General features: G+C 67.3%; 3 protein-coding genes and 1 pseudogene. 1 reads left to right on the forward strand and 3 read right to left on the reverse strand.

Features of this window, described 5'->3' with window-relative positions; genetic code table 11:
* A pseudogene (locus JOY90_RS01380) lies at window positions 1–331 on the forward strand (glycosyltransferase); the annotation flags it as partial.
* A 58-nt stretch (window positions 332–389) separates the two neighbouring features.
* On the opposite strand, the gene JOY90_RS01385 reads toward JOY90_RS01380, so the two are convergent.
* The 3 genes from JOY90_RS01385 to JOY90_RS01395 all read right to left on the reverse strand — a co-directional run.
* Entirely contained in the window at window positions 390–839 is a 450-nt protein-coding gene (locus JOY90_RS01385) for an NUDIX domain-containing protein (protein ID WP_291689384.1), read from the reverse strand.
* A gap of 167 nt (window positions 840–1,006) precedes the next feature.
* A complete protein-coding gene (locus tag JOY90_RS01390) occupies window positions 1,007–1,786 on the reverse strand; it encodes an aspartate/glutamate racemase family protein (protein WP_291689385.1) in 780 nt (259 codons plus the stop codon).
* A 16-nt stretch (window positions 1,787–1,802) separates the two neighbouring features.
* Window positions 1,803–3,729 (reverse strand): ABC transporter ATP-binding protein (locus tag JOY90_RS01395; protein ID WP_291689386.1); only part of this gene is annotated, 1,927 nt, incomplete at its 5' end.

A 3,729-nucleotide genomic window follows, 5' to 3' on the forward strand; every position in this document is an offset into this window, starting at 1 on the left:
AAAAAAGACAGACTACCGGATCTATTCCCAATTGAGATGGCACCTGAGGCAGGCCGGCGTGCCGGTCGTCCAGGTCGACGAGCGCCGTCGCTTCATCGGATTTGCCGAGCCGGCGCTCGATGGGCCGGTCGGGCTCTATGTCGCGCCCAAGGATGATCCGGAGGCGGCGATCCTGTCGAAGACCAGCGCGATGTTGCGACCCGCCGGCGAAACCGACCTGACCTGGCGCGGGACCGTGTACGACACCTATCTGTTTCAGAAGCTGACGGACTGGAAGCCGGTGCTGTCGCCGCCCCCGAACGATCCGTTCGCGACCGCCCATCCGCATTGAGAACAGCGAGCCGGCCGCGACGCTTATCTCGTGCGCGTCAGGTTCGTCGGCGATCTTTTCAGGCCCAGCCCTCGCTGTGATAGGCGCCATGACGCGGGCTGAGGCCATTGAGACAATCGATTGCGACGCCGATGTAGCCTGCCAAGGGTTGGGGCAACGCATTCATGGGAAAAAAGGCCAGCCCGTCGCATTTGTCCGGCTCGCAGATGCGGGGCGTGCCGGAGAATCTGTCGGTTGTGAAGAACAGGTCGACGATCGTTCGGTCGGTGCGACGGTGCATGGCGCAGACGAAGCGCCAGTCGTCGGGCTGCACGACGAGACTGGTCTCCTCGCATAATTCGCGCGAGGCGGCGGCAAGCGCGTCCTCGCCGTCCCTGACATGTCCGGAAGGCAGCGCCCACTGGCCGTCGAGATAGCCGGTGTTGAAACGGCGCTGAACCAGAATCGTGCCGTTGGCCCGGATCATGCAATAGGAGGCGAGGAACGGGCGCTGCTGAGGAGTTGTCATCGCGCATTCAGTTGATCTGATTCGTGTCAGCGGGATGTGACGGCATAGCGACCGTGGACCAGTAGGGTGGCTAAGCGTAGCGTGCCCACCATCTTCCAGCGAGCACGACGCTAGATGGTGGGCACGCTGCGCTTGGCCCACCCTACAAATATCATGACGCGGTGAGGCTACCCGTGCTGCAAGAACTCTTCCAGCGCCTGGGGCGACGGCAGCGCGAAGCCGGACTGGGGATGGCGGCTCGCGACCGCCATCCCGAGCTGCTTCAGCTTCACGGCCATCTCGGCGGCCTTGATCACCACGGTGACGCCGTTGACGACCGGGGCGCCGTCGATGTTGACGTCCGGCTCGTTGCCGAACAGCATCATCGGGATGCCGCCGGTCGGCACGATCACGTCGGCGCCGAGATCGATCAGATGGCGCGCCTCGCGCGCGAAGACCGCGAACAGCTCGGCCTTCTTCCCAGGCTGCTCGAAGGCTTCCATGTAGTCGGCAATGCCCGCATTGATGGCCCGGATGCCGGCGACCCGCTGCTGCAAGCCATAACGCTGCACCTGCTCGGCATGAACAGGGATGAAGGCCGGGTTGATCGCGAGCAGCCCGAGCTTGCGGCCCATGGTGCAGGCATGGAGCAGGGTGGCTTCGCCGAGGCCGAGCACCGGAATGCTCACCGAGGCGCGCGCGTCGTAGAGGCCGACGTCCTGGAAGTGGTTCATGAAGAAGGCGTCATAACCTTCCTTCTCAGCTTGAATGGCGCCGCGTATCACCGCGCGGGAAAAGCGGAATTCCGATAATGCATGCACCGTCGTCACCGACGGCGTCATGGTCTTGAACTCCAGCTCGAAGTCCGGATCGGTGCAGGCCTTCATGTGCGGCAAGAGGTGCGAAAGATAGGCGCGGTGGCCGACCTGGTCGGTGGCGCCCTGCGCCCAGATGCGGTGTCTCGTCATTCCGTCCGGTCTCCTCTCAAACGGGGGCGGCGGCCGGCGGCCATGGGATGGACGGATCGGCCGGCGGCACCGACGCCAGCAGCAGCCTGGTATAGGCGTGTTGCGGGTCGGCGAACACGGTTTCGGTCCTGCCCTGCTCGACCACCTTGCCGCGCCGCATGACGAGGATTCGGGAGCAGAGATGGCGCACCACCGAGAGGTCGTGCGAGATCAGCACCAGCGCGATGCCATGACGCCTGCCGAGCTCGGTCAGGAGGTTGAGAATCTGCGCCTGCACCGACACGTCGAGGCCGGAGACGATCTCGTCGGCGACGATCAGCCGCGGCATCACGCAGAGCGCGCGGCCGATGTTGACGCGCTGCTTCTGGCCGCCGGAGAGCTGGCTGGGAAAACGCACCAGCGTGTCCGCCGGCAGGCCGACGTCGCCGACAAGGTCGCGCGCACGCTCGGTGCGGGGCTGCGCGTCGAGCCTCGCTGCGAGCCGGTCGGCCTCATAGGCCTGGGTCAGCAGGCGATAGACCGAGCGGCGCGGATTGAGCGCGGAATGCGGATCCTGGAAGATCATCTGGACGTGCTCGCGGTTGAGTCGCAGCACTTTCGGGCTCGCCGATGCGCGGTCCTGCCCTTCGATCAGGAGCGTGCCGCCCGTGAGCTCCTGGGCGCCGACGATCAACCGCGCCACCGAGCTCTTGCCGCTGCCGCTCTCGCCGACGACGCCGATGAACTCGCCGGGACGGATGGTGAGCGAAAGGCCGTCGACCGCCGTGGTGTGGACCTTGCGCTGTCCGAACAGGCCGCGCCGCGCGGTGTAGCGCAGGGTGACGTCGCGCAGCTCGACCAGCGGTTTTGTCAAACCGGCATCGCCGGGAACGTGCCAGCCGGCCGCCGGCACCTCTCCCGGATCGTCGGCGATGGTCTCCTGCACCGAGGCATCAAGCGGCCGGAGGCAACGTACGGCGTGGCCGGACGCGCGCTCGGTCATCGCCGGCGGTTCGATCTCGCAGGCGGCGATGCGCCGCTCGCAGCGATTGGCGAAGCGGCAGCCGGGAATCGTCGCGAGCGCGCTGAGGCCGGGCATCTGGCCGCGCAGCCCCGCCAGTGGGCGGCGCGGGCCGTGCACGTCCGGCGTCGCCCGGTCGAGCGCGAGCGTGTAGGGATGGCGCGAGCGGCGCAGCACCTCGCGCGCCGGGCCGCATTCGGCCGCTTCGCCCGCATAGAGCACGGCGATGTCGTCGCAGACATGGGCCGCAAGGCGGAGATCGTGGGTGATCAGCAGCATCGCGGTGTCGTGCGCGCGGCGCTGCTCGGCGAGCAGCCGCAGCACGTTGACCTGGCTGACGACGTCGAGCGCCGTGGTCGGCTCGTCGGCGATGATCAACGCGGGGTTGGCGACGAAGGCCATCGCGATCAGCACGCGCTGGCACTGCCCGCCGGACAGCTCGTGCGGATAGCGCGCCAGCATCTCGTCGGGTTTCGGCAGATGAACGGCGTCGAGCTGCTCGCGCATCAGCGCGCGTCGCCGCTTGGGCGCGATGCCGAGATGCGCCAGGTGCTCGTCAAAAGTCCGGGCGATGGTCAGCACCGGGTTCAGAGCGGTCAGCGGCTCCTGCGGGATGAAGGCGATGCGCCGACCCAGCAGCGCGCGCCATTTGCCGCGGTCGAGCGCGAGCAGGTTTGCATCCTCGAAGATCACGCGCCCTTGCGTGATTTCAAAACCTTGTGGAATCTGCCCGGCGACGACGCGGCCGATCATGCTCTTGCCGGCGCCGGACTCGCCGACCAGCCCCAGCACCTTGCCGCGTGCAAGTGAGACGGAGACCTTGCGCAGGAGGTCGATGCGCCGCCCGCCTGCGTGGGTGCTCAGCGTCAGGTCGGTGATCTCCAGCATGGTCATGCGTCCCGCCGGCGCAGCCGTGGGTCGAGCGCCACGCGCACGCCGTCGC

The organism is Bradyrhizobium sp., from assembly GCF_019242285.1.
Taxonomy (GTDB): domain Bacteria; phylum Pseudomonadota; class Alphaproteobacteria; order Rhizobiales; family Xanthobacteraceae; genus Bradyrhizobium.